Source organism: Pseudomonas sp. PGPR N4 (assembly GCF_059693665.1).
The window spans coordinates 1,357,974-1,382,636 of record NZ_JCAUKV010000001.1 but is presented as its reverse complement, the minus strand read 5'-3'; the positions used below and the strand labels follow the sequence as shown (position 1 = coordinate 1,382,636).

Here is a 24,663-nt window from a genome sequence, read left to right as displayed (position 1 = left end):
CAATCACGGCGCCCGGCCCATCTACTGTTCAACGAGGATTTCCATGCGCGCGATTCGCATGCTGTTGGTTTCCGCCCTGGCTCTGGGCACCCTGTCGGCGCATGCCGGCGAGAACGATGTGAAGCGCCTGACCGATCTGCTCGAGAAGTCGCAGACCATCGAAGCCAATTTCTCCCAGCTGACCCTGGATGCCGGCGGTACCAGTCTGCAGGAAACCACGGGCAAGATGACCGTCAAGCGTCCGGGCCTGTTCTACTGGCATACCGATGCGCCGCAGGAGCAGGTGGTGGTCTCCGACGGCCAGAAGGTCACCCTGTGGGACCCGGACCTGGAACAGGCCACGGTGAAGAAGCTCGATGTACGTTTGAACCAGACCCCGGCGCTGCTGCTGTCGGGCGATGTCTCCAAGATCAGCCAAAGCTTCGATATCACCTCCAAGGAGCAGGGCGAGGTGATGGACTTCACCCTCAAGCCTAAAACCAAGGACACCCTGTTCGATTCGCTGCGCGTGTCGTTCCGCAAAGGCCTGATCAACGATATGCAACTGATCGACAGCGTCGGCCAGCGCACCAACATCCTGTTCAATGGGGTCAAGGCCAACCAGCCGGTGCCTGCTGACCGCTTCAACTTCAAGATTCCGCAAGGCGCGGACGTTATCCAGGAGTAATCAGAGGCCGTCATGGACCTGTTTCGTAGCGAACCCGTCTCTCAGCCACTGGCTGCCCGGCTGCGTCCGTCCAACCTGGACGAGTATGTAGGCCAGGAGCACCTGCTGGCGCGCGGCAAGCCGCTGCGCGAGGCGTTGGAGCAGGGAGCGCTGCACTCGATGATCTTCTGGGGCCCGCCGGGGGTTGGCAAGACCACCCTGGCGCGGCTGCTGGCGCAGTTCTGTGATGCCCACTTCGAAACGGTCTCGGCAGTACTGGCCGGGGTCAAGGAGATCCGCCAGGCGGTTGAGGTGGCCAAGCAGCAGGCGGCTCAATACGGCCGGCGGACCATCCTCTTCGTCGATGAAGTGCACCGCTTCAACAAGTCGCAGCAGGATGCATTTCTGCCGTTCGTTGAAGACGGCACGCTGATTTTTATCGGTGCGACCACCGAGAATCCCTCATTCGAATTGAACAACGCCTTGCTCTCGCGGGCGCGCGTCTATGTGCTCAAAAGCCTGGATGAGGATGCGTTGCGCAAATTGGTCAATCGCGCCCTCAGCGAAGAGCGCGGCCTGGGCAAGCGTCAGCTGACGGTGGGCGATGAAGCCTTCAAGATGCTCATGGCCGCTGCCGATGGTGACGGCCGGCGCATGCTCAACTTCCTCGAAAACGCTTCGGACCTGGCCGAAGACGGCGCTGATATCGGCGTTGACCTGCTGCAGAGCCTGCTCGGCGACAGCCGCCGGCGCTTCGACAAGGGCGGTGAAGCGTTCTACGACCAGATATCGGCGCTGCACAAGTCAGTGCGCGGCTCCAACCCGGATGGCGCGCTGTACTGGTACGCGCGCATGCTCGATGGCGGCTGCGACCCGCTGTACATCGCCCGGCGCGTGGTGCGCATGGCCAGCGAAGATATCGGCAACGCCGACCCGCGGGCGCTGAGTCTGTGCCTGTCGGCGTGGGACGTGCAGGAGCGCCTTGGCAGCCCGGAAGGCGAGCTGGCGGTGGCCCAGGCCATCACTTACATCGCCTGCGCGCCGAAGAGCAATGCGGTGTACATGGGCTTCAAGGCGGCCATGCGCGAGGCAGCCGAGCACGGCTCGCTGGAAGTGCCGCTGCACCTGCGCAATGCGCCGACCAAATTGATGAAGCAACTGGGCTACGGCGAAGAATACCGCTACGCCCACGATGAGCCGGATGCCTACGCCGCAGGCGAAGACTATTTCCCGGACCAACTCGAACCACGACCTTACTATCAGCCAGTGCCACGCGGCCTGGAACTGAAGATCGGCGAGAAGCTGCGCCACCTTGCCGAGCTCGATCGCAACAGCCCTCGCCAGCGGAGAAAACCATGATTGCCTTGATTGCGGCCGTCAGCGCCGGCGGCGTCGTCGGCACCCTGCTGCGGTTTGCCACCAGCAACTGGGTCAGCGCCCACTGGCCACGGCACTTCTATCTCGGTACGCTGGCGGTCAATCTGGTCGGCTGCTTGCTGATCGGCCTGCTGTATGGGCTGTTTCTGTACAAACCGATGGTCCCGGTCGAGCTACGCGCTGGTTTGATCGTCGGTTTTCTCGGCGGGCTGACCACGTTTTCGTCATTTTCGCTCGATACCGTGCGCCTGCTGGAAAACGGCCAGATACCGCTGGCCCTGGGCTATACCGCTATTAGCGTATGCGGCGGGTTGCTTGCCACCTGGGCCGGCCTGTCGCTAACCAAATTCTGAACCAACACACCTATAACGAGAGAACGATATGCTCGATGCCAAACTGTTACGCGGCCAACTTCAGGAAGTGGCGGATCGCCTGGCCTCCCGTGGCTTTAGCCTGGATGTCGCGCGCATCGAATCACTGGAAGAGCGCCGCAAGGCGGTGCAGACCCGTACCGAACAGCTGCAGGCTGAGCGTAACGCCCGTTCCAAGTCGATCGGCCAGGCCAAAGCCAAGGGCGAAGACATCGCGCCGCTGATGGCTGATGTCGAGCGCATGGCCAACGAACTGGCGGCCGGCAAGACCGAGCTGGACGAGATCCAGGCTGAGCTGGACGGCATTCTGTTGACCATCCCCAACCTGCCGGACGCCAGCGTGCCGGTCGGTGCCGATGAAGACGGCAACGTCGAAGTGCGCCGCTGGGGCACCCCGCGTGCCTTCGACTTCGAGGTCAAAGACCACGTTGCCCTGGGTGAAATCAGCGGTGGCCTGGACTTCGAGACCGCGGCCAAGCTCTCCGGCGCGCGCTTTGCCCTGCTGCGTGGCCCGATCGCCCGCCTGCACCGCGCCCTGGCGCAGTTCATGATCAACCTGCACACCAGCGAGCACGGCTACGAAGAAGCCTATACCCCGTACCTAGTGCAGGCGCCTGCCTTGCAGGGCACCGGCCAGCTGCCGAAGTTCGAGGAAGACCTGTTCAAGATCAGCCGCGAAGGCGAAGCCGACTTCTACCTGATCCCGACCGCCGAAGTGTCGCTGACCAACATCGTTGCCGGCGAAATCCTCGACGCCAAGCAAATGCCGATCAAGTTCGTTGCGCACACACCGTGCTTCCGCAGTGAAGCCGGTGCGTCGGGCCGCGATACCCGCGGCATGATCCGTCAGCACCAGTTCGACAAGGTCGAGATGGTCCAGATCGTCGAGCCGAGCAAGTCGATGGAAGCGCTGGAAGGCCTGACCGCCAACGCCGAGCGCGTCCTGCAACTGCTGGAGCTGCCGTACCGGGTATTGGCCCTGTGCACCGGCGACATGGGCTTCAGTGCGGTCAAGACCTATGACCTGGAAGTGTGGGTGCCGAGCCAGGACAAGTTCCGCGAAATCAGCTCGTGCTCCAACTGTGGCGACTTCCAGGCGCGCCGCATGCAGGCGCGCTGGCGCAACCCGGAAACCGGCAAACCCGAGCTGGTACACACCCTCAACGGCTCCGGCCTGGCGGTAGGCCGGACCTTGGTTGCAGTGCTCGAGAACTACCAGCAGGCCGACGGTTCGATCCGTGTGCCGGAAGTGCTCAAGCCGTACATGGGCGGCGTCGAGGTCATCGGTTAAATGGATTACCTGCCGCTGTTTCACAAGTTGCAGGGCGGCCGGGTACTGGTCGTCGGCGGTGGCGAAATCGCCCTGCGCAAGGCGCGCTTGCTGGCCGATGCCGGCGCCGCGCTGCGCGTGGTGGCGCCGCAGGTCGACAGCCAGCTGATCAGCTTGACCGAGGCAACCGGCGGCGAGGTGCTGGTGCGTGGCTACCAGGTCACGGACCTGGAAGGGTGCCGGCTGGTGATCGCTGCCACCGACGATCCGCAGCTCAATGCTCAGGTGTCGGCCGAAGCGCAGGCACGCAGCCTGCCGGTCAATGTGGTCGATGCGCCGGCGCTGTGTACGGTGATCTTCCCGGCCATCGTCGATCGCTCGCCGTTGGTGGTAGCAGTGTCCAGTGGCGGCGATGCGCCGGTGTTGGCGCGGCTGATCCGGGCCAAGCTGGAAGCCTGGATTCCGGCGGCCTATGGGGAGCTTGCCGGGCTTGCCGCGCGGTTTCGCCATCAGGTGAAATCGCTGTACCCGGACGTCAATCAGCGCCGCGGCTTCTGGGAGACGGTATTCCAGGGCCCGATTGCCGAGCGTCAGCTGGCCGGGCAGAGCGCTGAAGCCGAGCGTTTGTTGCAGGCGATGGTCGACGGCGCACCGGTACAGCAGGGCGGTGAGGTGTATCTGGTGGGGGCTGGTCCGGGTGATCCGGACCTGCTGACCTTCCGTGCCTTGCGCCTGATGCAGCAGGCCGATGTGGTGCTGTACGACCGCTTGGTGGCACCGGCGATCATCGACATGTGCCGGCGCGATGCCGAGCGGATCTACGTCGGCAAGCGCCGCGCCGATCACTCGGTGCCGCAGGAACAGATCAATCAGCTGTTGGTTGAGCTGGCCTTGCAGGGCAAGCGCGTATTGCGGCTCAAGGGCGGCGACCCGTTCATCTTCGGCCGCGGTGGCGAAGAGATCGAGGAGCTGGCCGAGCATGGTATTCCGTTTCAGGTAGTCCCAGGCATTACCGCTGCCAGCGGTTGCTCGGCCTACGCCGGGATTCCGCTGACTCACCGTGATTACGCGCAGTCTGTGCGCTTCGTTACCGGTCACCTGAAGGACGGTAGCAGCAACCTGCCGTGGCACGATCTGGTTTCACCCGGGCAGACTCTGGTGTTCTACATGGGCCTGGTCGGCTTGCCGACGATTTGCGCTGAACTGATCCGCCATGGCCGTGCGGCGACTACGCCAGCGGCCTTGGTGCAGCAGGGCACCACGCGTAATCAACGAGTGTTCACCGGCACGTTGGCAGATCTGCCGGCGATGGTGGCTGAGCATGAAGTGCATGCGCCTACTCTCGTGATCGTGGGTGAGGTGGTGCAGTTGCGCGAGAAGCTGGCCTGGTTCGAAGGCACTCAGGACTAAGCTGCGCTGTTCTGTTTGAAACTCGGGGCCATTGCGGTCAGGTTGTAAAAACCTGCTGCAATGGCCCCGAGTCGTTTCAGGGTTGTGTGCCTAGAACAGCGGTATTGAATAGCTGACGGTCAAGCGGTTCTGATCCTGATCCCACTCGCTGGGCACACCGCTGCGCAACATGCCATTGCGCCAGCTGAACCCCAGCCCCTTGAAGGTGCCGCCCTGCACCACATAATCCAGGGCGATATCGCGCTCCCATTCCTTTTCGTCGCCGCCTGAGGCCATGCGAATATTCGTGCCCTTCAGGTAGGTGACCGATGCCACCAGCCCTGGCACCCCGAGTGCGGCGAAATTGTAGCCGTATTGACCAAAAGTGGTGCGCTCGCCAGCGCGGGTAAAGCTGGTCACCAGGCGGTCAGTGAACAGGTAGATGCTCGACCCTGCGGCGCCTTCGCCGGTATTGCCCTGGTTGAGCTGAACGAAGTTGCCACTGTCGGACACGCGCTGATGCCCGAGCAGTATGCTGTGGCCGCCAATGGCATAGGTGAACATGGCGCTCCAGGTATCGTTGTCGATCTTGCCCGGTGTATCGGCCAGGCCACTGACGCGATAACCCTCGCCGCGCCCGCTGGCCGAATCGTTGCGTCCGCTTGCATCGGTCTTGAAGTAGCGCAGGTCGGTGGTCAGCGATTGGTTGTCGCTCAGTGCCCATACATGCACCAGGCCGCCGAAGTGCTGCACGTAATAGTCTTCGAGCTGGGCGGCATAGTACTGCAGCTTGAGCGCCTTGCTCAGTTGATAGTCAGCACCGGCGAAGATGAACTCGTTGCTTTGCTCGGTGCCGCCTGCCACGGCCAGCCCTGAGCGGTTGGTCGAGGCGCGCCCGGTGGCATGCTCGAGGCGCCCGCCGATGAGGGTCAGGCCGTCGATTTCTTGCGAGGTGATCATGCCGCCTTCAAAAGTCTGCGGTAGTACCCGACCATCGTTGGCCACCAGAATCGGCAGCTTGGGCTGCAAGGTGCCGTAGCGCGCTTCGGTTTTGGACAAGCGCATCTTGCCGGTCAGGCCCAGCCGGCTCCATTCGTCGACAGCGCTGCCGTCGCTGTCGTCGGGGATCATCGAGCTGCCGCGATGATTGCCGGCGCCGCCGTCCAGGCGCACCCCAAGCAGGCCGAGGGCATCGACGCCAAAGCCGACCGTGCCGTCGGTGAAGCCTGACTTGTAGTCGAGCATGAAGCCTTGCGCCCATTCGGCCGTCTTGCTTTGCCCGGCGGCACCGGGGCGGTCGCGCATGTCATTGTTGAAGTAGTAGTTGCGCAAGTTGAGCGTGGCCTTGCCATCTTCGATGAAGGCCGCCTGGGCGGCGGGGACGAGCAGGGCGCTGGTAGCGGTCAGCAGTGAAAGGTGCATTAAGGGCTTTCTTGTCATTGTTGTTTTCCTGATGCAGTGGGGCGCCCAACGTGCGGGCGCAAGAAAGCCGGGCGCGGCAACGCCCGGGTGATGCTCTTCAGTGAGGGCAGTCAGTCAGGCAGCCATTCCTGCAAGGTCAGCTCGACGGTGATGAACGACAGGTTGCGGCCACGCTGCAGGCGGCCGGCGAAAATCTTGCCGTCGGCGTCGGCCAGCACCGCTTGCAGGCTGCTCGCGCCGGGGGCGATTTCACCACTGAGGCTGAGGATTTCCACCCCTGGGCCTGGCACATGGATGTCCTGCATGCCGCTGCGGCCCAGGTACTGCAACTCGCCGTCGATCAGGCTGCCGAGGCCGCCACGGACCACAGCCAGGCTGATGCCGTGGCTGGCGCAAAGGGCTTCGGCGCTGTCGATGATGTCTTCGTTGGGTTTGAGCCGGGCCACTACAAGGCGGCCAAGCCGGCCACTCTGTACCTGCGCTTCGCTCTGGATTGCTGCAGTGTTCATGACGCCTCCTGGAACACCGGATGAAGCAGGTTGAAGTGGGTTTCGGCATCAGGCTTGACCTGATACGCGACCTGGTCGAACAGGCACAGGCGCAGCACCAGCGGCTCGCTGCCGACCACCAACCGGTCGAGCACCAGATGGCCGCCATGCTGCTGGCCGTCGCGGTCGATGAAGCCGGCGTGGCAGTGCAGCAGCGGCGCGCCGTGGGCATCGCGGCCGACGGTGATGGCGCCGCTGACAAAGGTGATATAGCCGTCCAGCACCACCGCCTGGCCGTAGTCGTAGGGCCGCTGCTGGTCAGTGGTGGTGACCATGCGGTGATAGCTCAGGTGCGCTGCACCGCCACACAGAATGCGCCCGACTGCACTGCGATAGCGGCGGCCCTGCAGCGCCTGCAGCAGGCCTTGGGCAACGTTGCAGGCCAGTGGCAGCACTACGCGCAGTTCTTCGCAGTCCGGCACTTCACAGTCGAGCAAGCGCGGCTGTTGCGGTTGGCCGCCGTGGATGAATATGCGCACGCCGTTGCGCTCTTCAAAATGCGGGTTCATAGCACCGCCTCGCTGGCGTCGAGTAGGGCGCGGATCTGTTTTTTGACGATTTTGCCGTAGCCGGACTTGGGCATCTCGGTCCAGCGCACAAAACGCTTCGGCCATTTATAGCGGGCCAGGCGTGGCTCCAGGTGGGCCAACAGTTGCTCGTCGCTGACCTCGGCAGTGACCACGATCACGGCGCAGCCGCACTCGCCCCACTTCTCGTCGGGCAGCCCCAGTACTGCGACTTCGGTGACTGCCGGATGAGTCAGCAGCGCCTCTTCGATCTCGCGTGGATATACGTTGGAGCCGCCGGAGATGTACATGTCCGAGGCGCGCCCCGTGATGAACAGATAACCCTCCTGGTCAACGTGGCCGAGGTCACCGGTATGGAACCAGCCATGGCGGAAGCACTCGGCGTTGGCCTTGGGATTGTTGTAGTAGCCGGCGAACACGGCCGGGCCGCGTACGCAGATCTCGCCATCGCTGCCGGTTGGCAGTTCAGTGCCGTGCTCATCGAGGATGGCCACCTGCATGCCGGTGCGCGGGTATCCGCAGGAGCCGACCTTGGCCTGGGGGCTGTCCTCGGCATCGTGGCAGTTCGCAGGCAGCACGGTGATGTTGCCGGTCACCTCGCCAAGGCCGTAGTACTGCACCAGCACCTTGCCCAGGGTGCGCAGGGCGTGGCACTGATCGGCGCGGTACATCGGCGCGCCCGCGTAGATCACATAGCGCAGGCTGCTGTGGTCGTAACGGTCGACGGCCGGGTCTTCGGTGAGCATCTTGACGATGGTTGGCACGGTGAACAGGTTGTCGACCCGGTGCTCCTCGACCAGCCGCCAGGCTTCGTCGCAGTCCAGCCGGTCGCCGGCCGGCAGCACGCAGGCGGCGCCGCGGGCGGCATTGATCAGGGCATGAATGCCGGCGCCATGGGACAATGGCGCCAGCACCAGCGAGCGCGAGTGTGGGCTCAGGCCGGGCATCAGGTCGGCCAGGTGATTGTTGATGACGAACGCCATCTGGCCGTGGGTGAGGATGCCCGCCTTGGGGTGGCCGGTGGTGCCGGAGGTGTAGAAGAACCACAGCGGGTCGTGATAGCTGACCTCGGCTGGGCGAAACGCTGGTTGCAGTGGCGCGCCTTGGTCGAGCAGGGCGTCGTAGCTCAGCTCGCCGTCACGCGGGGCGCCGATGGCGATGACCACGCGCAGTGCTGGCGAAGCTTCGCGCACCGCGTCGACATAGGCCGCCATGCCATCGTCGTAGAGCATCGCCACCGCGCCGCTGGAGCTGCCCAGGTAAGCCGCTTCGGGCGGGGTGATGCGCACGTTGGTCGGCACCCAGACCATGCCCAGGCGGAACGCCACCCAGGCACTCTCGAACAGCTGCAAATTATTGCGCGAGTGCACCAGCAGCTTGTCGCCCTTGCCCAGACCACGCTCGCGCAGGGCCGCGGCGACGCTGTCGACGCGGGTCAGCAGTTGCAGCCAGCTGTAGCTGTCGGCACCGCGGATGAAGCCGGGGGCATCGGGCAGGCGCCGGGCGATCTGGGCGAGCAGCTCGCCGAGGTTCATGACATTGTCGATCCCGGTCATTGCACAGCCTCCAGGATGCTGACGTAGTTGGTTACCGCCGCGCCGCCCATGTTGAACACCCCGGCGCGGTCAGCCCGTGGCAGCTGCATGTCGCCAGCCTGGCCGGTTAGCTGCATGGCGGCCATTACGTGCATCGACACGCCGGTAGCGCCGATCGGGTGGCCTTTGGACTTGAGCCCGCCCGACGGGTTGACCGGCAGGCGGCCATCCTTGCGGCTAATACCCTCGGCGATCACCCGCGCGCCCTGGCCGCGCGGGGCCAGGCCCATGGCTTCGTATTCGAGCAGTTCGGCGATGGTGAAGCAGTCATGGGTCTCGACCAGTGACAGGTCGGCCAGGCTCAAGCCGGCCTCGCTCAAGGCCTGCTGCCAGGCGCGTGCGGCGCCTTCGAACACGGTCGGGTCGCGGCGTGACAGCGGCAGGTAATCGTTGACCTGTACCGCAGCGCGCAAGCGCACAGCCGGTTGTTGCCCGGGCAGTTGTTCGGCACGGCTGATCACCAGCGCCGCAGCGCCATCAGTAATCAGCGAGCAGTCGCTGCGCTTGAGCGGGCCCGCCACAAATGGGTTTTTCTCGGACGGGTTACGGCAGAAGTCATAGCCGACATCCCGGCGCATATGAGCAAACGGGTTGAGGGCGCCGTTGGCGTGGTTTTTTGCAGCGATCATCGCCAGCGCGTCGGACTGATCGCCGTGGCGCTCGAAGTAGGCCTGAGCGATGTTGCCGAACACACCAGCAAAGCCGTTTTCGATCTGCGCTTCTTCGCGGGCATAACAGCACTTGAGCAGGATCTTGCCGACTTCGGCGGTGGGCAGCCCGTTCATCTTCTCGAAGCCCACCACCAGGGCATGGCGGGCCTGGCCGCTGAGCACGGCCTGCAGCGCCGAGTGGATCGCTGCGGAGCCTGTGGAACAGGCGTTTTCAACCCGCACCGACGGGGTGAAGCGCAGCGCCGGCAGATGATTGGCCAGCAGCGCGGAAGGGAAGTCCTGGTAGATCAGGCCTGCATTGAAGTGGCCGACGTGAACCGAGTCGATCTGCTCGGCGTCGAGCCCGGCGTGCTGCAGGGCGCCGATGGCGGCATCGGCCATCATCTGCTCGGGGTCGATCTCGGGAAACTTGCCAAATGGGGAATGGTACCAACCGCTGATTACCGGGGAATCCATGAGGTGCGTCCTCGCATGATGTTGTTTGCGAGGTCAATAGCAAGGGCGGTGCCAAGCTCGGTAATAGCCCTCTAGGCTGGGGCTTTGCTGGCGCAAGAGGGTGGTTGTCGGTAGCGAATGCCGGTCTACAGGTGTCGCCCTGGCTGCCAGGGCGACAGTTCAAGGAGACACCTGTTACACCTGCTGGGCGCCTCTGGCAGGCCTGTCACAAAATCTAACAAGCCCTCGGATAAATATTTTCTCAAGATAAATCAGTCGCTTGCCCGGTGCTTGCGAGCCTGCAAAGGGGCCTGCTGAGCGCTGTTACTCAAGCGTGGCACCCGTATTGCTAACAACATGCCTATCATCGCCGCAACTCGATCAATAAGAACAAATAGGTCAGGAGAGCTTCATGAGCGATTTCACCCGCCGTTCCTTTGTCAAGACCGCCTCGCTGGCAGGGGCTGCTGTTGCCGCTGCCGGGATGGGCCTGTACAGCGGCAACAGCCGCGCCGCGGACTTCAAACTGAAGTTTGCCAACAACCTGCCCATCAGCCACCCGATGAATATCCGCGCCCGGGAAATGGCCAAGGCGATCAAGGAGGAAACCAACGGCGCTTTGAGCGTGCAGGTGTTCCCCAGCAGCCAGCTGGGCAGCGACACCGATACCCTGGCGCAGGTGCGCTCGGGGGCGGTTGACCTGTTCTCACTGTCGCCGGTGATCCTCGGCACCATGGTGCCATCGGTGCAGATCAGCGCCGTGGGCTTTGCCTTCAAGGACTATCAGCAGGTCTGGAGTGCCATGGACGGCGCGCTCGGAGCCCACGTGCGCAGCGAGATCGCCAAGACCGGCACCCTGTTCGCCTACGAGCGGATGTGGGACAACGGCTTCCGCGTGACCACCACCAGCACGCGCCCGGTGGCCACCCCGGATGACCTGCGCGGGATGAAGCTGCGGGTGCCGCCAAGCCCGATCATCATGTCGATTTTCCGTGCGCTGGATGCGGCGCCGACCAGCATCAACTTTGCCGAAGTGTATTCGGCGTTGCAGACGCGCATCGTCGAAGGGCAGGAAAACCCGCTGACCCTGGTGTCATCGGCCAAGCTGTATGAAGTGCAGAAATACTGCTCGCTGACCAACCACGTCTGGGACGGCTTCTGGATGCTGGGCAACAGCGCTTCGATCGGGCGCCTGCCACCGGAACTGCAAGAGGTGCTGCGCAAGCACATCGAGAAGGCAGTGATGGCCCAGCGCGCCGACCTTGCCACCCTTGAAGGCAGCACCCGCGACACCCTCAAGGGCAAAGGCCTGGAGCTGGTCGAGTCGCCGGCAGAGCCGTTCCGCGAGAAGCTGCGCAGCGCCAATTATTATGCCGACTGGCATGGCAAGTTTGGTGACGAGGCGTGGGCGATTCTTGAGCAATTCTCCGGGAAGCTGGCCTGATGAGCGCGCCAGCCGTCATGGCCCCCAATCAATCGCTGCGCCTGCCGGCCCGGGCGCTGATCTGTCTGAACAGCTGGATCATGCGCGTGGTTGGCGCACTCGCCGTTACCTTGATGGTAATCGAGACGCTGGTGCTGCTGGCGGGGGTGATCTCCCGTTATGTGCTGCACAGCCCACTGATCTGGACCGACGAGCTGGCCTCGTCGCTGTTTATCTGGCTGTCGATGTTCGGCGCAGTGCTGGCGCTGGACCGCGGCGAGCACATGCGCATGTCGGCCTTGGTCAACAAGCTGCCGATTGCTTGGCGCGGGTTCAGCGAGACGTTGTCGGCGCTGATCGTATGTTTGTTCGTGGCGATGATCATCTCACCGGCCATGGAACACTCCCACGAGCAGATGTCGATCACCACGCCGGCGCTGGGCATTCCCGACGGTGTGCGGGCGGCGGCCTTGCCGGTTGGCGCGGTTTTGATGCTGCTGGCTGCGGTGGCGCGAATGGCGCGTTATTCGACGGTGCGCCAGTTTATGGCTGGGCTGGTGGTGGTTGCGGCAGTGGCCGCGGTGTTGTGGCTGGCGCAGCCGCTGCTGGCGGCCATGGGTAACTACAATCTGGTCGTGTTCTTTCTGGTGCTGCTCGGCGCCTGCGTGTTTGGCGGTATCCCGATTGCCTTTGCCTTCGGCACCGCGACCATGGCCTATCTGGCGCTGGTGACCCATGCGCCGCTGTCGATCGTGGTCGGCCGGATGGACGAGGGCATGTCGCATCTGGTCCTGCTGGCGGTGCCGCTGTTCGTGCTGCTCGGCGTGGTGCTGCAGCTGTCGGGCATGGCTCGCACGCTGATCGACTTCATGGCCTCGCTGCTCGGTCATGTCCGTGGCGGCCTGCAGTATGTGCTGCTGGGGGCGATGTTTCTGGTGTCGGGGATTTCCGGCTCGAAAGTGGCCGACATGGCTGCAGTCGCACCGGCACTGTTCCCTGAAATGAAAAAACGCGGCTCCAAGCCCGAGGAACTGGCGGCGCTGCTGGCCGCTACCGGGGCCATGACCGAGACCATTCCGCCGAGCCTGGTGCTGATCACCATCGGTGCGGTGTGCAGCGTTTCGATTACCGCGCTGTTCATCGGCGGCCTGATGCCCGCCGTGGTCGCGACCATTGCCATTGCGGCGGTGTGCTGGTGGCGTTCACGCAAGGAAGACGCGCCGAAGATCGAGCGCGCGCCGATGTCGCGGGTCGGCAAGACCTTCCTCATCGCCTTGCCAGCCTTGGCCCTGCCGTTGCTGATCCGCGTGGCAGTGCTCGAAGGCGCGGCGACCGCGACCGAGGTGTCGACGATCGGTGTCGCCTACGTGGTGCTGGTCGGCCTGGTCATGCACTTGTTCATGCGCCATATCGACTTTGCCCGGCTGTATCCGATGCTGCTGGAAGCGGCGTCGCTGTCCGGGGCGATCCTGTTGATCATCGGCATGGCCTCGGCGATGGCCTGGGCGCTGACTCAATCTGGCTTCTCCGCCTCGCTGGTGGAGCTGATCGAGGAAATCCCGGGCGGCACCTTCGGCTTCATGGTGGTGACGATTCTGGTGTTCCTGATTCTGGGCAGCGTGCTCGAAGGCATTCCGGCCATCGTCCTGTTCGGGCCGTTGATGTTCCCGCTGGCAGAGATGCTCGGCATTCACCCGGTGCACTACGCCATGGTGGTGATCCTGGCGATGGGCGTGGGCTTGTTCGCACCGCCGTTGGGGGTGGGTTTCTACGCCGCCTGCGCCATCAGCAAAACCTCGTCCGACCACGTTATTCGCCGCGTCTGGGGTTACCTCGGGGCGCTGCTGGTAGCGCTGGCGGTAGTGGCCTGCTTCCCGTGGATTTCCATTGGTTTCCTTTAAGAGAGTCCTGTCATGAGCCAAGCTGCGAAAACAACAACACGCAACGCGCCGGGCTATGGTCGGGTGGCCGTGGTGACCGGGGCTGCCATGGGCATCGGCGCTGCCATTGCCGAGCGCCTCGGCCACGATGGCCACACGGTAGTGGTGGCCGATATCAACCTGGCGGCGGCAGAGGAGATGGTCGCCGGGCTGCGGGTGCAGGGCATCGAGGCCCAGGCGATGGCCATCGATGTCGGTGATGCGCAGTCGATCAGGGCATTGTTCGCCGCGCTGCGCGAGCGCTTCGGCCGCTGCGATGTGCTGGTCAACAATGCTGGCGTGGCGCGCACCCAGGCGTTTCTCGATACCGAGCTTGAAGGCTGGCAGCGCTTGATGAATATCAACTTGACCGGCACCTTGCTCTGCAGCCAGCACGCCGCGCAGCTGATGCGCGAACGGGGCTGGGGGCGGATCGTCAACGTCGCCTCGATCAGCGGCATGCGCGCCAGCATGGGCCGTACCGCCTATGGCACGTCGAAGGCTGCGGTGATCGGCCTGACCCGGCAGATGGCCGTGGAGCTGGCCGAGCACGGCATCACCGTCAACGGCATCGCGCCAGGGCCGGTGGATACGCCGCTGACCCAGGCGCTGCATTCGGCGGCCACCCGTGAGTCGTATGCCCGCGCGGTGCCGCTGCGCCGCTATGGCACGCCGGCGGAGATGGCGGGTGCGGTGGCGTTTCTTGCGTCCGAGGATGCCTCCTACATCAGTGGCCATGTGATCCCGGTGGACGGCGGGTTCATGGCCTCGGGCATCCTCGAAATCTGAGGGTTATCCCTCCAGCAGCCGCTGCGCGTGGTCCTCGCGCGTAGCCTGCTCGCCGGCCTGCAGCGCCGCCTCGACGAAGGTGGCAATGCACGGGTTGTGGTTGTCTGCCTTCCATACCGCTACCACTTCGATCACCGGTGCATCGCGCAGCGGCTTGAAGCTGGTGGTGGCCAGGCGCATGTTGCGCATCGAGCGCGGCACGATGGCCACGCCCAGGCCTTCGCCGACCAGGTTGACGATGGTCTGCTGCAGGTTGATCTCCATGCCGATGTTGGGCGTCACGCCGTGTTGCAGGCAGTAGTTGCAGATCATGTCATGCAGCGCCGGGGCGATTCGCCGCGGCACGATGATGAACGGCTCGCCCGCCAATGATTGCGGCTCGATCAGCGCCTGCTGCATCAGGCGGTGGCCGGGTGGCAGCACCAGGGTCATCTCTTCGCGGTACAGCGTGACCGTCTCCAGCCCGCTGCAGTCCTGCGGTCGGTACATGATGGCGACGTCTTTGTGGCCGCTGCTGATGTCCTGTGCCAGGTCCAGCGGCAGGGTCTCGGTCAGCTTCAGATTGACCTGCGGGAACAACGCAGCATACCGGCGGGTGATGGCCGGAGTGATGCTGTAGGCGGTCGACATCATGAACCCCACCGACAACTCGCCCGCAGCACCGCGTGCCGCTGCCAGGGCGTTACGCTTGGCCTGCTCGAAGGCGGCGAACACCGTGCCGGTATCCAGGTAAAAGCGCTGCCCGGCCTCGGTCAGCTCGACCCGCCGCCGTGAGCGGTCGAACAGCTTCACTCCAAGTTCCTCTTCCAGCAGGGCAATCTGCCGCGACAGCGGCGGCTGGGAGATATGCAGGCGCTCGGCGGCGCGGCCGAAGTGCAGGGTCTCGGCCAGGGTGCGGAAGTACTGAAGATGGCGAAGTTCGATCATGATGCTCGCAAAGGTATCAGTGGATGCTTGATTATGTATTGGAAAATATAAGTCCGCCTACCTAATGTGATCAGGCCACACCCCATCGGCCCCGGCCACGCCACAAGCGTCGTCCGCCGACATAGTCACAAGCTATAGAACAATAAAAGGTGACGCTGATGCATTCCCTGACCGACCCCGCTGCTTGCCACGCCGAAGTTGCCGAAACCGATATCGCCCACGACAGTGACCCGCAAGTGCGCCAGGCGTTTCGCCGGGCGCTGCGCTTGATGGAGCGCGGCATCGCGGTATTGATCCGCGGTGAAACCGGCACCGGCAAAGAGATCCTCGCCCGCGCCCTGCATGCCCACAGCCAACGTCGCGCCGCACAGATGGTGGCGCTCAACTGTGCCTCGATCCCGGAGACGCTGATCGAGAGCGAGCTGTTCGGCTACAGCCGTGGTGCGTTTTCCGGGGCATTGCCCGGCGGCAAGAAGGGCAAGGTGCAGCAGGCGGATGGCGGCACCTTGTTTCTCGACGAGATCGGCGACATGCCTTACGAGCAGCAGACTCGCCTGCTGCGGGTAATCGCCGAACGTGAGGTGACCCCGCTGGGTGCCGAACGCAGCGTACCGGTCAACTTTGCCTTGGTCTGCGCCACCCACCAGGACTTGTCGGCGCGGGTAGCCGACGGCAGTTTCCGTGAAGACCTGTTCTATCGCATCGCCACCGGCGTGGTCGAACTGCCGCCGCTGCGCGAGCGCACAGACCGCGGCGAACTGCTGTGCAACATGGTCGCCCATGAACTGCCGGGGTGTGATCCACGCCAGGTGATCAGCGCCGAGGTCTGGTCGCTGCTGTTGACCCACGCCTGGCCGGGCAACCTGCGCCAGATGCGTGCGGTGATTCGCTACGCCTGTGCGGTGATGGAAGGCGCGCGGATCACCCGCGCCGACCTGCCAGTAGACTTTATCGCCCAACTGCCGGCCGCTAGCGCAGCTGTGCGCGTGGTGGTGCCGAACGTGACACCGATCCGCCCGAGCCGCGCCGGTGACGAGCGCGCCGATGTGCTGGAAGTGCTGCAGACCTGCCGTTGGAACATGTCGGCGGCCGCACGCGAACTGGGCATCTGCCGGCCCTCGCTGTACCGGGTACTGCGTCGGCTGGATATCCCGCCGCTCAAGGAACAGCTGGCGCTGGACGCCTGCCGCCGTGCCTGAGCCGCATTCCACCTGATCCTCTTTGCTTGAACACCCCTTGCTGCGCAGGGGGTGAGCCCGAGTTCGCCCTTCATCAAGGACATAACAATAATGAGTACAGCTGCCGCCTACGCCCCGATGAACTTCAGCCTCGCTGGCCGCACCGCTTTGGTGACCGGTGCCGCCCGCGGTATCGGCCATGCGATTGCCATCGCGCTTGGTCATTGCGGGGCCCAGGTGGCCCTGGCCGACCTTGATCCGATTGCAGCCGAACGAGCTGCCGAAGCGCTGCGTGCGCAGGGCATTCAGGCCATCGGCGTGGCCGTGGACGTGGCTCAGGAGGAGCAGGTGCTGGCGATGGTCGATGAGGTCGAGCGGCTGCTTGGGCCGGTCGATATTCTGGTCAACAATGCCGGCATCGTCTCCACCGTACCGCTGCTGGAGCTGACCACGGCGGAATGGAACCGGGTCATGGCGATCGACCTCAACAGTGTGTTCTTCTGCGCCAAGGCGGTGCTGCCGGGCATGATGGACCGCCGCTGCGGGCGCATCATCAATATCGCCTCGGTGGCTGGCAAGCGTGGAGGAGGGTTGCTGGGCAACAGCTGCTATGCCGCCGCCAAGGGCGCGGTGATCGCACTGACCAAAGGTCTGGCGCGCGAGGCCGGGCCTTTCGATATCACAGTCAATGCAGTCTCACCGGCGCTCACCGACACTGAAATGACTACTGCGCTGGCACCTCAGGCACGCGCTCAGGTGCTGGCGCAGATGCCCTTGGGCCGGGCGGGCACGCCGCGGGATATTGCTGCCGCGGTGTGCTTTCTGGCGTCGGTCGAGGCGGGCTTTGTTACCGGCGAGATCATGGACGTGGACGGCGGCTTCATGCGCGACTGACCTTTGCTGATCTGCCACCGCGGTGGCAGGCTCGGTTCAAACGCCTTGGTAGATACCTCTACCTGGCAGACGCTGACGATCATGCGCTGCATTGAAGTCCTGCAGCGGGCCCTTGGGCACGATGCCGTTGGGGTTGATGGTCTTGTGGCTGAGGTAGTAGTGCTTCTGGATGTGCTCCATGTTCACCGTCTCGGCCACACCCGGCCACTGATATAGCTCGCGCAGCCAGTTGGACAGGTTAGGGTAATCGCTGAGACGGCGCAGGTTGCACTTGAAGTGGCCGTGGTACACCGCATCGAAGCGCACCAGCGTGGTGAACAGGCGCACGTCGGCTTCGGTCAGGTACTCGCCCGCCAGGTAGCGTTGGCCACTCAGTAGCTGCTCGAGATGGTCCAGTTCGTTGAACACCTCATCGAACGCGGTTTCGTAGGCTTCCTGCGAAGTTGCGAAGCCCGCCCGGTAGACACCATTGTTGATGGCCGGGTAGATCCGCTCGTTGAGCGCATCGATGGTAGGGCGCAGCGCTTCGGGATAGAGGTCGAGGTGGTTGCCGGTCAGCGCATTGAAGGCGCTGTTGAGGATACGGATGATCTCGGCTGACTCGTTGTTGACGATGCGTTGTTCCTGCTTGTCCCACAGCACCGGCACCGTGACGCGACCGGTATAGTTGGGGTCGTCGCGAGTGTAGCGCTGGTGCATGTACTGCAGGCCATCGAGGTGATCACCGCTGGAGCCTTGCTGCTGATCGAAGGTCCAGCCGTGCTCGCCCATCAGCCAGCTCACCACCGAGACATCGATCAACGGCTCAAGGCCTTTGAGCGCGCGGACGATCAGCGTGCGATGCGCCCACGGGCAGGCCAGCGACACATACAGGTGATAGCGACCGGCTTCGGCCTTGGGCAGCTGATTGCGCCGTTGTGCGTTCTCGCGCTGAAACGCGCCGTCCTTGCTGGTCTGGTACCACTGGTCATGCCAGCGACCGTCAATCAAAAGGCCCATGCCGAGCTCCTTGTACAAAAGTGATTTGTCTTTGGAGCCCAGTCTAGGGACTAGCGTTCGAATAAATAGCGCAAAGACTGCGTGGTATCTATCGAATTAGTCGATCTTGTTGCGATCCGCCCACAACCGCTGCGCGTCGGCAAAGGCCTGATCGCGATCCTTACCCAGACCACGCAGGGCCAGCGCCATGGTGGCGACCACGGCCATTTCGCCATAGCTGTCCTGCGCCTCGCCGCGCCAGACCGCCAGCAGATGCTCGGGTTGCAGGGAGGCCGGTTTGACATGGCGCTGGGTGCTCATGGCGGGCCATTCTTCGTCCCAATTCTCGCCGCCGCTGGTGCCGTACAGGTGGCTGGCCACGTCCGGGTTGATCTCGATCTCACCACCATCGCCCTTGACCACAATCACGTGATCGCCAAGCAGGCGGCTGGCTTCACGGTGCACGGCCTGATAACCCGGGTGGAAGATACTCTGCAGGCCGCAGCGCGCCGCCAGTGGGTTAAGCACCCGTGCCAGTGAGTGGATCGGCGAACGCAGGCCAAGGGTGTTGCGCAAGTCGATCATCCGCTGCAACTGCGGCGCCCAGTCCTGCAGTGGGAAGAACGCCAACTGTTGCTCGTCCAAGGCGCGCGCGAGTGATGCCCAGTCGCGGCACAGCGGAATCTCCAGCAGGTCCAGCACCTGTTCGGCATACATGCGCCCGGCGGTATGCGCGCCGCCACCGTGGAGCATGATGCGCACGCCATTGCCTGCCAGGCACTTGGCGGCCAGCAGGTACCACGGCAGGTGACGCTTCTTGCCGGCATAGCTCGGCCAGTCCAGGTCGACCGCGATCTGCGGGGCTTGCAGGTGCGCGCGCAGGGCCTCGGTGAAGCCAGCGAGTTCTTCAGCGCTTTCTTCCTTGTGCCGCAGCAGCATGAGAAAGGCACCCAGTTGGGTGTCCTCGACCTTGCCTTCAAGCAGCAAGGTCATCGCCGCACGGGCTTCTTCACGGCTCAGGCCGCGGGCGCCGCGCTTGCCTTTGCCGAGGATGCGCACGAATTCGGCGAACGGGTGCTCGGCAGGGGTATGCAGGGTCAGCGGGCGCGGTTCGGGGAGTTGCTCGGTCATATGCAATTGGTCGGCTTGGGCAGGCCCGCCAGCTTGGCGGCAAGTTTGGCGGGAGTGCCATTGAACAGGCGATTGAGGTGCGGGCTGTTGCCTTTTTCCACGCCCAGCTTGAGCGCGGTGTACTTGATCAGCGGGCGCGTGGCCGGTGACAGCTGGTATTCCCGGTAGAACCCACGCAGCACCTCGAGCACTTCCCAGTGCTCGGGGCTCAGCGCGATACCTTCGCGCTCGGCCAGAGCCTCGGCGACGGCGGGGGACCAGTCTTGCAGGTCGAGCAGAAAGCCGTCCTTGTCCAGGGCGATGTGATGCTCGCCGACAGTCAATGCGTTCATAGCCAGCTGTTCACTTTGTCGAAGCGCAACGACAGCTCGACGAAGGCGGGGTAGTCCACCGCTTCGGCCAAGGTGCTGTCGATGGCACGCGCCTGGACATCCTCAGCGAGGGCGAACAGGCGGTGCTGCAACCGGGCCGTTTGCAGCAGTTGCTGCGGCGCAGTGCCTGCGCGCAGTGCGTAAACCGCATCGCCGCAGAGCAGGATGGCGTCGTTGGCGGCGAGCAAACGCAGGCAGCTGGCCAGGCGATTGTCGCCAAAGGGCGAATGGCTGATTACATGCAGGGTCGTCATCAGAGCGTTACCACCTGGTCAAAACGGCCAATCAATGCCGCCAGCGCTGCATCATCCAGCAGCTCGACCGGCAAGCTCAGGCTGGCCGGGTCCAGGCCGCGTTCAGCCACACTGTGGGCACAGACGAACAGCTCTTCTACACCAAACATCGGCAGCGCCTGCAGGTTGGCGGCGAGGTCTTTGAGCTGCACCGAGGCCGGTTGCTGGGCAGCGGCGAGCTGGAACACGCCGTCATCCATGAACAGCATGCCCAGCGGCAGATCAAAGGCGCCGCCAGCCAGGGCGATGTCCAGCGCTTCGCGTGCGGACGGGCCGCTCCACGGTGCCTGGCGGCTGATGATCAACAAGGATTTGGCCACTTCAATCGCCTCCAAAACAGACCAGACGGTCGGCAACCTGCGCCGCCTCGTGCAACTGGCCCAGCCCCGACAGCTCCCAGGGTGCCGGCAGGTTCACGGCAGGGCGCTGGTAGCGGTTGGCTTCGGTCGCATCCAGCACGCCGCGGCGCAGGGCGGCAGCGATGCACACCACCGCGTCGAGCTGGTTGCCTTCGATGAACGCACGCCACTGCGCAGCCACATCCAGTTCATCCTGCGGCGTGACGACGTTGGCCGAGGCGCTGTGCACCCCGTCCTGATAGAAGAACAGGCGGGCAATCTGATGCCCGCCGGCCAGCGCCGCCTCGGCGAAGCGCAGGGCGCGACGCGAGGAGGGCGCATGGGCCGGGGAAAAAACCGCGATGGCGAATTTCATGGGAGGCTCTTGCAACGTGATCCGACCATGATAAAGCAAAACAACCCCGCCACCGCTACTGGCGGGGCAATGCTCACTGTTGCGCCTTGCTCTCGGGCAAGAACCAGTTCAGTACCAGCGCGCAGATGCCACCGGTGGCCACGCCCGATTCCAGCACGTTACGCAGCGCCGACGGCATGTGCGCAAGAAACTCCGGCACCTGCGCCACGCCCAGGCCCAAGGCCAGCGATACCGCGATGATCAGCAGGGCACGCCGGTCCAGCCGCGTGCTGGCGAGGATATTGATCCCCGAAGCAGCAACGGCGCCAAACATCACCATCGCTGCGCCACCGAGCACCGGCTCCGGCACTGCCTGAATCACCCCGGCAACGCTCGGGAACAAACCCAGCAATACCAGCATGGCAGCGATCCAGATACCAATGTGGCGGCTGGCAATCCCGGTCAGCTGAATCACGCCATTGTTCTGCGCAAAGATCGAACTCGGGAAGGTATTGAACACCCCAGCCAGCAGCGAGTTGGCGCCGTTGACCAGCACGCCACCCTTGATCCGCTGCATCCACACCGGGCCTTCGACCGGCTCACGCGAAACCTTGCTGGTCGCCGTTACGTCACCTATGGCTTCCAGCGACGTCACCAGATAGATCACCAGCATCGGAATGAACAACGCCCACGAGAAACTCAGGCCAAAGTGCAACGGCGTCGGCACTTGGAACAGCGCCGCCTCGTGCATACCGGTAAAGTCCAGCCGGCCCATGTAACCGGCCAGGGCATAGCCCGCCGCCAGCGCGATGACGATGGCGCAGCTGCGCATCCACACCACCGGGATGCGGTTGAGCAGCACGATGATCGCCAGCACCACGCCCGACAGCAGCAGATTTTCGCCGTTGGCAAAAGTGCCATTGGCCATCGCCGTGAAGCCACCGCCCATGCTGATCAAGCCGACCTTGATCAAGGTCAGACCGATCATCAGCACCACGATGCCGGTCACCAGCGGGCTGATCAGGCGTTTGATGAACGGCAGAATGCGCGACACGCCCATCTCGACGAAGGAGCCGGCAATCACCACACCAAAGATCGCCGCCATCACACCCTCAACCGGCGTGCCTTGCTTGACCATCAACGCACCACCGGCAATCAACGGCCCGACAAAGTTGAAGCTGGTGCCCTGTACGATCAACAGCCCCGCACCAAACGGCCCGAAGCGCCGACACTGAACAAAGGTGGCAATCCCCGAAATCACCAGCGACATGGATACGATAAGGTTGGTATCCCGCGCTGAAACGCCCAGCGCCTGACAGATCAGCAGGCCCGGGGTAACGATCGGCACGATGATCGCCAGCAGATGCTGCAGGGCAGCGAGCATGGCGATCAGCGGCCGCGGCTTGTCCTCCAGGCCAAGGACCAGTTCATTGTCAGGCGCTGCCGCGCCGGGCCCTTGTTCGATCGAACTCATGGGTAGCTGCCCCGGAAGAAAAAAGGAGCGCATTCTAAGGGCCGCTGGCTGATTCGGGTAGCCTAAATGCAGCGGTTCAGCCCAGCGTCTGGCTGGATACGGCTGGTAATGTCGGCCACCGCCAAACGTCGCCCACAAAAAAGCCCGCCGAAGCGGGCTTTTTTGCGTTACCGGTCAATCAACGATCAGTCATCACGACCCATGATGCCGAACAGCTGCAACAGGCTGATGAACAGGTTGTAGATCGATACATACAGGCTGATGGTCGCCATGATGTAGTTGCGCTCGCCGCCGTGAATGATCGCGCTGGTCTGGAACAGAATGCAGACCGACGAGAACAGCACGAAACCAGCGCTGATCGCCAGCTGCAGGCCGCTGATCTGGAAGAAGAAGCTCGCAACCACCGCGCCCAGCAGGACGAAGAAGCCAGCAGTGATGAAACCGCTGAGGAAGCTCATGTCTTTACGGCTGATCAGCACGTAGGCCGACAGACCACCAAACACCAGTGCAGTCATGGCAAATGCCGAGCTGACCACTTCCGCACCACCGGCCATGCCGAGGTAGCGATTGAGGATCGGGCCAAGAATGAAGCCCATGAAGCCGGTCAAAGCGAAGGTCGACACCAGGCCCCAGACTGAGTCACGCAGTTTGGCAGTGAGGAAGAACAGCCCGTAGAAACCGATCAGCACCACGAAGATGTTCGGGTAGCCGACACGCATCTGCTGCGCAACGAACGCCATCAGACCGCTGAATGCGAGGGTAAGCGCCAGCAAGCTGTAGGTGTTACGCAGGACCTTGCTGACCTCCAGCTGCTCGGCCTGCTGGCCGTGTTGTAGGGCATAATCCTGTTCGCGCATGGCGACACTCCTGTGGGTAGAAACCTATGGATGCTGAGAGCATACCAGAGCCACCGCAGGCCGCGACACAGAGAGTTTGACAGCGTGTTTCATTACGGTATTATGGCGCCCGCTGTATCCGGAAGCGTGGCCGAGTGGTTTAAGGCAACGGTCTTGAAAACCGTCGATGGGCAACTATCCTAGAGTTCGAATCTCTACGCTTCCGCCACACAAGTGCTTGATTTCATTGATGTTCGCCACCGCTGAACCCGCAAATGGGAGCGTTTTGGGAACACTTTGGGAATGACAGGCAGAAGAAAGGGGCCCTAGCGGCCCCTTTTTTGTGCGTTCAGGCCAACCTGAGCGCCTGATTCAACAACCCCACCACATCAGGGCCGTCCTCGCTGATCCACTTCGCGTAGTGCTTGAAGATCATCGCCGTCGATGCCAGGTGGCGATCGGTTCGTCATCCGCAAATAGAGTGACAGACCCCTGCTCGGCGTGGCCCTCGTATTGGGCTCGGCGGCGTGCTCGACAGCAAAGCCGCCGCCACCTCTGCGAGTCACGATCACGCGCTCAGTTAATGGCAGGGTGAGGCTGAGATCCACCTTACTGCGGTCAAGCATATCGGCCTCAAACTTGAGACCCTCGGCAGACTTGTCCATGTTTACGAGCAATTCGGATTGATTGACCCGCAGCCAGTCTAGGATTGGGATCATCACACTGTCAGTGTGCCCGTCGAAGTCGGTCAAGATCATCTGCAGGGTGTAGCTGTATTCGAACTACAGACTCGCAGCCGCCGTGCAGCGGACCTTGCCTTGATCAATGAACATCAACAGACGCTCGGGGTTTTTCCTCAGCCCGGGCACGGCCTGCAGCAGGAGGTCACGAAGACTATCGGGTTTGTTCATGGGTCACCTGGTACTGGAATACTGCGTCGACTTGGGCAGCGCATTCGGCCCAGGCCAGCTCGGTACGCTCTTGATCAGTCAGTAGATGGCCGTTCCGGGCTGGCTTCGTCGCCGGCAGCTGGCAAGGGACCACCACGGGACAGCCACTGACGGTAGGCGGCGGCTCCGGTGATCGCAGGACGCTGCCGCAGCCGGCGAGCAGCACCAGGAATAGGCTGATCAGCCCAGTTGCGAAGTTCTTCGTTCTCATTCTTGAGGTCCTCGATCTGGCTTTCGCGGTTCGCCAGCCCTGCGCGGAGCTCGCCCTGTATCAGCAGCAGCTTGGCTTGGCTCTCGCGTTCACGCTCCAGGGTGGTTTTCAATGTGTTGGCAGCGGCCAGGTTGTCGCGGGCTTCGCCCTGGGCTGTGGTGAGTTGGTCCTGGAGGGCCTTTGATTTTCCCTTCTCAGTCCCTAGCAAGACCTGCTGGCCCCACCCCCACAGACCAGCCGAAACCGCAGCAAGCAAAGCTCCGGCCAACAGCCCTTCGCGCAAGCCAATCACTTTCGATACCAGCCGGCTGCGTTCATGTCTGCTTCATCGAGAGCCTGCAGATC

At 63.3% G+C, this 24,663-nt stretch carries 25 protein-coding genes, 1 tRNA gene and 2 pseudogenes; 11 read left to right on the top strand and 17 right to left on the bottom strand.

The features are described from left to right. The first annotated feature begins 43 nt into the window (after nucleotides 1-43). The 5 genes from lolA to cysG are packed head-to-tail and all read left to right on the top strand — an operon-like array spanning nucleotide 44 to nucleotide 5,074. Nucleotides 44-667 (top strand): outer membrane lipoprotein periplasmic chaperone LolA, encoded by a 624-nt coding sequence (gene lolA / locus AC58X1_RS06260; protein ID WP_101320829.1) that lies wholly within the window; start codon nucleotides 44-46, stop codon nucleotides 665-667. 12 nt (nucleotides 668-679) lie between these two features. Next, a complete protein-coding gene (locus AC58X1_RS06255) occupies nucleotides 680-2,005 on the top strand; it encodes a replication-associated recombination protein A (RefSeq protein ID WP_101320827.1) in 1,326 nt (441 codons plus the stop codon). After that, the gene (gene crcB / locus AC58X1_RS06250) at nucleotides 2,002-2,376 is read left to right on the top strand and encodes a fluoride efflux transporter CrcB (protein WP_497428532.1); all 375 of its coding nucleotides are present in this window, start codon (nucleotides 2,002-2,004) and stop codon (nucleotides 2,374-2,376) included. The genes AC58X1_RS06255 and crcB overlap by 4 nt, the downstream gene beginning before the upstream one ends. Nucleotides 2,377-2,404: 28 nt before the next feature. Further along, complete coding sequence (gene serS / locus AC58X1_RS06245) at nucleotides 2,405-3,685, top strand: serine--tRNA ligase (RefSeq protein WP_101320823.1); 1,281 nt, start codon at nucleotides 2,405-2,407, stop codon at nucleotides 3,683-3,685. Continuing rightward, nucleotides 3,686-5,074 carry a siroheme synthase CysG gene (cysG, locus tag AC58X1_RS06240; protein WP_150569898.1) on the top strand — a complete coding sequence of 463 codons (1,389 nt, stop codon included), beginning with the start codon at nucleotides 3,686-3,688 and terminating at the stop codon, nucleotides 5,072-5,074. It abuts the gene before it with no gap. A 90-nt stretch (nucleotides 5,075-5,164) separates the two neighbouring features. On the opposite strand, the gene AC58X1_RS06235 is transcribed toward cysG, so the two are convergent. The 5 genes from AC58X1_RS06235 to AC58X1_RS06215 all read right to left on the bottom strand — a co-directional run bounded on the left by AC58X1_RS06235 (nucleotide 5,165) and on the right by AC58X1_RS06215 (nucleotide 10,272). Continuing rightward, nucleotides 5,165-6,475 carry an OprD family porin gene (locus AC58X1_RS06235; RefSeq protein ID WP_497428531.1) on the bottom strand — a complete coding sequence of 437 codons (1,311 nt, stop codon included), beginning with the start codon at nucleotides 6,473-6,475 and terminating at the stop codon, nucleotides 5,165-5,167. A 110-nt stretch (nucleotides 6,476-6,585) separates the two neighbouring features. After that, on the bottom strand, nucleotides 6,586-6,984 hold the full coding sequence (locus AC58X1_RS06230) for a PPC domain-containing DNA-binding protein (protein WP_101320816.1): 399 nt from the start codon (nucleotides 6,982-6,984) through the stop codon (nucleotides 6,586-6,588). Then, nucleotides 6,981-7,532 (bottom strand): PPC domain-containing DNA-binding protein, encoded by a 552-nt coding sequence (locus AC58X1_RS06225; protein WP_497428530.1) that lies wholly within the window; start codon nucleotides 7,530-7,532, stop codon nucleotides 6,981-6,983. The genes AC58X1_RS06230 and AC58X1_RS06225 overlap by 4 nt, the downstream gene beginning before the upstream one ends. Continuing rightward, nucleotides 7,529-9,106 (bottom strand): acyl-CoA synthetase, encoded by a 1,578-nt coding sequence (locus tag AC58X1_RS06220; RefSeq protein ID WP_497428529.1) that lies wholly within the window; start codon nucleotides 9,104-9,106, stop codon nucleotides 7,529-7,531. Before AC58X1_RS06220 ends, AC58X1_RS06225 begins: the two co-directional genes overlap by 4 nt. Next, nucleotides 9,103-10,272, bottom strand: a complete 1,170-nt coding sequence (locus AC58X1_RS06215) for an acetyl-CoA acetyltransferase (protein WP_497428528.1) — start codon at nucleotides 10,270-10,272, stop codon at nucleotides 9,103-9,105. The genes AC58X1_RS06220 and AC58X1_RS06215 overlap by 4 nt, the downstream gene beginning before the upstream one ends. A gap of 391 nt (nucleotides 10,273-10,663) precedes the next feature. Between AC58X1_RS06215 and AC58X1_RS06210 the strand changes: the two genes are divergently transcribed. The 3 genes from AC58X1_RS06210 to AC58X1_RS06200 are packed head-to-tail and all read left to right on the top strand — an operon-like array spanning nucleotide 10,664 to nucleotide 14,382. Next, nucleotides 10,664-11,695 (top strand): TRAP transporter substrate-binding protein, encoded by a 1,032-nt coding sequence (locus tag AC58X1_RS06210; RefSeq protein WP_497428527.1) that lies wholly within the window; start codon nucleotides 10,664-10,666, stop codon nucleotides 11,693-11,695. Beyond that, complete coding sequence (locus tag AC58X1_RS06205; RefSeq protein WP_202883886.1) at nucleotides 11,695-13,575, top strand: TRAP transporter large permease; 1,881 nt, start codon at nucleotides 11,695-11,697, stop codon at nucleotides 13,573-13,575. The genes AC58X1_RS06210 and AC58X1_RS06205 overlap by 1 nt, the downstream gene beginning before the upstream one ends. Nucleotides 13,576-13,587: 12 nt before the next feature. Continuing rightward, complete coding sequence (locus AC58X1_RS06200; protein WP_101320806.1) at nucleotides 13,588-14,382, top strand: SDR family NAD(P)-dependent oxidoreductase; 795 nt, start codon at nucleotides 13,588-13,590, stop codon at nucleotides 14,380-14,382. Nucleotides 14,383-14,385: 3 nt separating this feature from the next. Here AC58X1_RS06200 and AC58X1_RS06195 read toward each other — a convergent pair whose 3' ends face one another. Then, on the bottom strand, nucleotides 14,386-15,309 hold the full coding sequence (locus AC58X1_RS06195; protein ID WP_312388700.1) for a LysR family transcriptional regulator: 924 nt from the start codon (nucleotides 15,307-15,309) through the stop codon (nucleotides 14,386-14,388). A gap of 158 nt (nucleotides 15,310-15,467) precedes the next feature. On the opposite strand from AC58X1_RS06195, the gene AC58X1_RS06190 reads away from it, so the two are divergent. Further along, a complete protein-coding gene (locus AC58X1_RS06190) occupies nucleotides 15,468-16,508 on the top strand; it encodes a sigma-54-dependent Fis family transcriptional regulator (RefSeq protein WP_497428526.1) in 1,041 nt (346 codons plus the stop codon). 90 nt (nucleotides 16,509-16,598) lie between these two features. After that, entirely contained in the window at nucleotides 16,599-17,381 is a 783-nt protein-coding gene (locus AC58X1_RS06185; protein ID WP_497428525.1) for an SDR family NAD(P)-dependent oxidoreductase, read from the top strand. A gap of 36 nt (nucleotides 17,382-17,417) precedes the next feature. On the opposite strand, the gene AC58X1_RS06180 is transcribed toward AC58X1_RS06185, so the two are convergent. From AC58X1_RS06180 to AC58X1_RS06145, 8 genes are all read right to left on the bottom strand, one after another. Beyond that, the gene (locus AC58X1_RS06180; protein ID WP_497428524.1) at nucleotides 17,418-18,380 is read right to left on the bottom strand and encodes a glutathione S-transferase family protein; all 963 of its coding nucleotides are present in this window, start codon (nucleotides 18,378-18,380) and stop codon (nucleotides 17,418-17,420) included. A gap of 96 nt (nucleotides 18,381-18,476) precedes the next feature. Continuing rightward, on the bottom strand, nucleotides 18,477-19,490 hold the full coding sequence (locus AC58X1_RS06175; protein WP_497428523.1) for a glycosyl transferase family protein: 1,014 nt from the start codon (nucleotides 19,488-19,490) through the stop codon (nucleotides 18,477-18,479). Further along, the gene (locus tag AC58X1_RS06170; protein WP_497428522.1) at nucleotides 19,487-19,822 is read right to left on the bottom strand and encodes a TusE/DsrC/DsvC family sulfur relay protein; all 336 of its coding nucleotides are present in this window, start codon (nucleotides 19,820-19,822) and stop codon (nucleotides 19,487-19,489) included. The genes AC58X1_RS06175 and AC58X1_RS06170 overlap by 4 nt, the downstream gene beginning before the upstream one ends. Continuing rightward, nucleotides 19,819-20,115, bottom strand: coding sequence for a sulfurtransferase complex subunit TusB (gene tusB, locus AC58X1_RS06165; RefSeq protein WP_101320794.1), 297 nt, complete (start codon nucleotides 20,113-20,115; stop codon nucleotides 19,819-19,821). Before tusB ends, AC58X1_RS06170 begins: the two co-directional genes overlap by 4 nt. Beyond that, the gene (tusC, locus tag AC58X1_RS06160; protein ID WP_497428521.1) at nucleotides 20,115-20,474 is read right to left on the bottom strand and encodes a sulfurtransferase complex subunit TusC; all 360 of its coding nucleotides are present in this window, start codon (nucleotides 20,472-20,474) and stop codon (nucleotides 20,115-20,117) included. Before tusC ends, tusB begins: the two co-directional genes overlap by 1 nt. A 1-nt stretch (nucleotide 20,475) precedes the next feature. Continuing rightward, nucleotides 20,476-20,868: a sulfurtransferase complex subunit TusD gene (tusD, locus tag AC58X1_RS06155; RefSeq protein ID WP_101320790.1), complete on the bottom strand. Its 393-nt coding sequence runs from the start codon at nucleotides 20,866-20,868 to the stop codon at nucleotides 20,476-20,478. A 73-nt stretch (nucleotides 20,869-20,941) separates the two neighbouring features. Continuing rightward, nucleotides 20,942-22,321, bottom strand: coding sequence for a nucleobase:cation symporter-2 family protein (locus AC58X1_RS06150; RefSeq protein WP_101320788.1), 1,380 nt, complete (start codon nucleotides 22,319-22,321; stop codon nucleotides 20,942-20,944). A gap of 185 nt (nucleotides 22,322-22,506) precedes the next feature. Continuing rightward, the gene (locus tag AC58X1_RS06145) at nucleotides 22,507-23,178 is read right to left on the bottom strand and encodes a Bax inhibitor-1/YccA family protein (protein WP_101320786.1); all 672 of its coding nucleotides are present in this window, start codon (nucleotides 23,176-23,178) and stop codon (nucleotides 22,507-22,509) included. Between the two features lie 120 nt (nucleotides 23,179-23,298). Here AC58X1_RS06145 and AC58X1_RS06140 point away from each other — a divergent pair. Then, a tRNA-Ser gene (locus AC58X1_RS06140) sits at nucleotides 23,299-23,386 on the top strand. A gap of 160 nt (nucleotides 23,387-23,546) precedes the next feature. Here AC58X1_RS06140 and AC58X1_RS06135 read toward each other — a convergent pair. From AC58X1_RS06135 to AC58X1_RS06125, 3 genes and pseudogenes are all read right to left on the bottom strand, one after another. Further along, a pseudogene (locus AC58X1_RS06135) lies at nucleotides 23,547-24,068 on the bottom strand (phage tail protein). Next, nucleotides 24,052-24,318 carry an Rz1-like lysis system protein LysC gene (gene lysC, locus AC58X1_RS06130; RefSeq protein ID WP_219860468.1) on the bottom strand — a complete coding sequence of 89 codons (267 nt, stop codon included), beginning with the start codon at nucleotides 24,316-24,318 and terminating at the stop codon, nucleotides 24,052-24,054. Before lysC ends, AC58X1_RS06135 begins: the two are co-directional and overlap by 17 nt. Further along, nucleotides 24,239-24,610: pseudogene (locus tag AC58X1_RS06125) on the bottom strand (Rz-like lysis system protein LysB); the annotation flags it as partial. The gene lysC and the pseudogene AC58X1_RS06125, both read right to left, overlap by 80 nt. Nucleotides 24,611-24,663 lie beyond the last annotated feature (53 nt).

Excerpts from the sequence above, each read along its gene's own strand:
- AC58X1_RS06225 (WP_497428530.1), bottom strand. The coding sequence starts at position 7,532 with ATGAACCCGCATTTTGAAGAGCGCAACGGCGTGCGCATATTCATCCAC.
- AC58X1_RS06195 (WP_312388700.1), bottom strand. The coding sequence starts at position 15,309 with ATGATCGAACTTCGCCATCTTCAGTACTTCCGCACCCTGGCCGAGACC.
- crcB (WP_497428532.1), top strand. The coding sequence starts at position 2,002 with ATGATTGCCTTGATTGCGGCCGTCAGCGCCGGCGGCGTCGTCGGCACC.
- AC58X1_RS06200 (WP_101320806.1), top strand. The coding sequence starts at position 13,588 with ATGAGCCAAGCTGCGAAAACAACAACACGCAACGCGCCGGGCTATGGT.
- AC58X1_RS06180 (WP_497428524.1), bottom strand. The coding sequence starts at position 18,380 with ATGGGCCTTTTGATTGACGGTCGCTGGCATGACCAGTGGTACCAGACC.
- AC58X1_RS06205 (WP_202883886.1), top strand. The coding sequence starts at position 11,695 with ATGAGCGCGCCAGCCGTCATGGCCCCCAATCAATCGCTGCGCCTGCCG.
- AC58X1_RS06255 (WP_101320827.1), top strand. The coding sequence starts at position 680 with ATGGACCTGTTTCGTAGCGAACCCGTCTCTCAGCCACTGGCTGCCCGG.
- serS (WP_101320823.1), top strand. The coding sequence starts at position 2,405 with ATGCTCGATGCCAAACTGTTACGCGGCCAACTTCAGGAAGTGGCGGAT.
- AC58X1_RS06170 (WP_497428522.1), bottom strand. The coding sequence starts at position 19,822 with ATGAACGCATTGACTGTCGGCGAGCATCACATCGCCCTGGACAAGGAC.
- cysG (WP_150569898.1), top strand. The coding sequence starts at position 3,686 with ATGGATTACCTGCCGCTGTTTCACAAGTTGCAGGGCGGCCGGGTACTG.
- AC58X1_RS06185 (WP_497428525.1), top strand. The coding sequence starts at position 16,599 with ATGAGTACAGCTGCCGCCTACGCCCCGATGAACTTCAGCCTCGCTGGC.
- AC58X1_RS06190 (WP_497428526.1), top strand. The coding sequence starts at position 15,468 with ATGCATTCCCTGACCGACCCCGCTGCTTGCCACGCCGAAGTTGCCGAA.
- lysC (WP_219860468.1), bottom strand. The coding sequence starts at position 24,318 with ATGAGAACGAAGAACTTCGCAACTGGGCTGATCAGCCTATTCCTGGTG.
- tusB (WP_101320794.1), bottom strand. The coding sequence starts at position 20,115 with ATGACGACCCTGCATGTAATCAGCCATTCGCCCTTTGGCGACAATCGC.
- AC58X1_RS06210 (WP_497428527.1), top strand. The coding sequence starts at position 10,664 with ATGAGCGATTTCACCCGCCGTTCCTTTGTCAAGACCGCCTCGCTGGCA.
- AC58X1_RS06145 (WP_101320786.1), bottom strand. The coding sequence starts at position 23,178 with ATGCGCGAACAGGATTATGCCCTACAACACGGCCAGCAGGCCGAGCAG.
- AC58X1_RS06220 (WP_497428529.1), bottom strand. The coding sequence starts at position 9,106 with ATGACCGGGATCGACAATGTCATGAACCTCGGCGAGCTGCTCGCCCAG.
- tusD (WP_101320790.1), bottom strand. The coding sequence starts at position 20,868 with ATGAAATTCGCCATCGCGGTTTTTTCCCCGGCCCATGCGCCCTCCTCG.
- AC58X1_RS06235 (WP_497428531.1), bottom strand. The coding sequence starts at position 6,475 with ATGCACCTTTCACTGCTGACCGCTACCAGCGCCCTGCTCGTCCCCGCC.
- lolA (WP_101320829.1), top strand. The coding sequence starts at position 44 with ATGCGCGCGATTCGCATGCTGTTGGTTTCCGCCCTGGCTCTGGGCACC.
- AC58X1_RS06175 (WP_497428523.1), bottom strand. The coding sequence starts at position 19,490 with ATGACCGAGCAACTCCCCGAACCGCGCCCGCTGACCCTGCATACCCCT.
- AC58X1_RS06215 (WP_497428528.1), bottom strand. The coding sequence starts at position 10,272 with ATGGATTCCCCGGTAATCAGCGGTTGGTACCATTCCCCATTTGGCAAG.
- AC58X1_RS06150 (WP_101320788.1), bottom strand. The coding sequence starts at position 22,321 with ATGAGTTCGATCGAACAAGGGCCCGGCGCGGCAGCGCCTGACAATGAA.
- AC58X1_RS06230 (WP_101320816.1), bottom strand. The coding sequence starts at position 6,984 with ATGAACACTGCAGCAATCCAGAGCGAAGCGCAGGTACAGAGTGGCCGG.